Source organism: Azospirillum sp. UFLA03-27 (assembly GCF_059803775.1).
On the sequence record NZ_JAUQTX010000460.1, the window covers coordinates 1 to 2207 of the forward strand.

Sequence of the window (2207 nt, forward strand, 5' to 3'; positions counted from 1 at the left end):
ATTCCGCGTCCGTCAGAACCTCGCTTCCGTACTCAACTGCCATCCCAACCAAATGGGCACGGACCTCAAGCGCTAACAGCCCCTAAAGACAGGTGGAAACTCCGGCCCTGTCGGTGCCGGTTGAATACTGGCTCTTCCGCAAACCCGACACTGCTGGCGAAATCAGGTGGCGCCTGCAAGCCGGACGAGTTGGCCGAAGTGCGACCGCCGGGTTGGCGCGATCGGGACGCCGGCCAGCCAGTCGCCGATCCTGACCAAGTTCATGGCGGCGGCGATGGCAACGTGCTGGAGACGGGTCTTCCCGAGGCCGACGTACCGAGCCCGGCGCAGGCCGAAGCTGCGCCCCTCCTAGGACAGGGTCGCCTCCACCCCGGCCCGCAGCGCGTGCACGGCCCGGAACTCCGGGGTCCGTTCGCGCTTGCGCGTGGCCTGAAGCGCTTCGAACTCCCGTCGGTCGCGCAGCGTCATCACCCGACGCGACGCGGTTGGACCGGCACAGTCCGCGCGGTTCGGGCACGGCTTGCAGTCAACCTGGGAGAACTTCACTTTCACCGTTTCCCAGCCGAACTCGGCGCTCGCCGTCCGACCCGAACTTTTGTCTCCTCTGGGACACGTCACATGCTGGGCCTCCCAATCGACCTGGAAGGCGGCTGCGGCAAAGTCCGTTCCCCGGCGCGCCTGCCATTGCAGGTCGGGGCGGGTCGGCCCGACCAGATCAACGCCAAAGTCCCGTGTGACCTCGATCAGAAGAGCGGCGTCGAGGTAGCCGGTGTCCACCAGGTGCTGGGCGGGCAGCAGCCCTTTGGCGGCCAGAGCCCGATGGGCCGGTGTCGTCACCTCGCCATCGGCGGTGGGCGCGGTTTCGGTCTGCACGTGGGTGATGATCCGCGGCCGTCCTTCGTCGCAAGACTCGGTCAGGTGAACCTTGTAGCCGACCCAGGTTGTGGTTCGCTTGCGCCCGTAGCGGGCATCCGGATCGTACGGCGAGCTGATGAAGCGTGATGACGACGCATAGCCTTCAGCGGGACCGCGCCAGCGGACGCCGTCGTCGCACAGGTAGAACTGCTGGACCCAAATGCGGCGTAGGATTTCCACCGCGGGCAGCCGGCGCAGCCAGTCCGGAGCCTCGTCCGCCCAAATCGCCGCCAACAGGTGATGGCCATCCTCGCCCAGTTCCCGAACATGCCCGTCGCGGCCGGCCCGCGCTTTGGCGGCGTGCCCCCAATCGCCATGCCCGCTGTAGCGATCGGCCCAGTGCGGCCGCGTCTGGCCGAGCAGCCATTCCGGCGCGGCGACGGCGAGCACATTCAATGCCTGCCGGAACGCTTCGGTGGCGGCGTCGATACGGCTGCGCATCTTGACAGCGGCCAGAACGTGGGTGGAGTCGGTGCGTTGGCGGCCCCGTGGGCGACCCAGGCGGTGGGCGATGGCCACGGCGAGCACCGCATCCAGCAACTCGTGCTCGGCATGCCCGTCCACGAGCCTGGCCCGGAATTCACACAGGACGGTGCTGTCGAAGCCAGGGTCGTCGAGCGGCAGGGCCAGCAGGTACTTCCAATCCAGGCGGGCTCGCACCGCATCGGCGGCGTCGCGATCCTACAGGTTCTCGGCGAACTGGAGCAGGGTGATCAGCGCCAGCCGCCACGGGGCTTCGGCCGAGCGGCCGCGCGTGGAGAACAGCCGGGCAAAACGGGCGTCGTCGAAGAAAGGCCCAAGGCTGTCGCGCACATCCATCAGCCGGCAGCCGCGGGGAAACGCCGCCCGGGCAACCTTGGCCGTTTCCCCGTGCACGGTAGTGGCGGGATTGGGACGAAGGGAGATGGCTGGCGTCCTTTCGGAGAGGTCAAACCCTCTTCAACCCGACCAGCGCTGCACCATCGCAAATCCCCAAGGCATTTCGCCAGCAGTGTCGAGTTCCGTGTAATGAGACCTGTGCGCGGCTGGGAGATGCCGGCGGAAAATCCAGGCGTTGAGCGCCAACGACCTGATTTGTCGCGGCCGTGGGCGCTGAAGACAGCGCCAAGCGCGCTGCAGGCACACTCCTCCCCTGATCATGCCGGAACGGGCTTCAGGATGGTCGCCGCCCGACGCAGGTTGTAGGCGATGGCCGTAAGCCGGACCTGGAGGCCGAAGGGGACTGTCTGAAATTTCGTGTACGGGCCATAACTTCGGGACCGAAGGAGGCCCCGCATGGCACGACGCAAACA

Annotated in this window: 2 protein-coding genes; both read right to left on the reverse strand. The window is 67.1% G+C overall.

Features of this window, described 5'->3' with window-relative positions; translation table 11 throughout:
- Positions 1 to 348: 348 nt before the first annotated feature.
- The gene (locus Q4I23_RS32305) at positions 349 to 1575 is read right to left on the reverse strand and encodes a transposase (protein ID WP_498528950.1); all 1227 of its coding nucleotides are present in this window, start codon (positions 1573 to 1575) and stop codon (positions 349 to 351) included.
- A gap of 21 nt (positions 1576 to 1596) precedes the next feature.
- A complete protein-coding gene (locus Q4I23_RS32310) occupies positions 1597 to 1734 on the reverse strand; it encodes a hypothetical protein (protein ID WP_498528951.1) in 138 nt (45 codons plus the stop codon).
- Between the last annotated feature and the right edge of the window lie 473 nt (positions 1735 to 2207).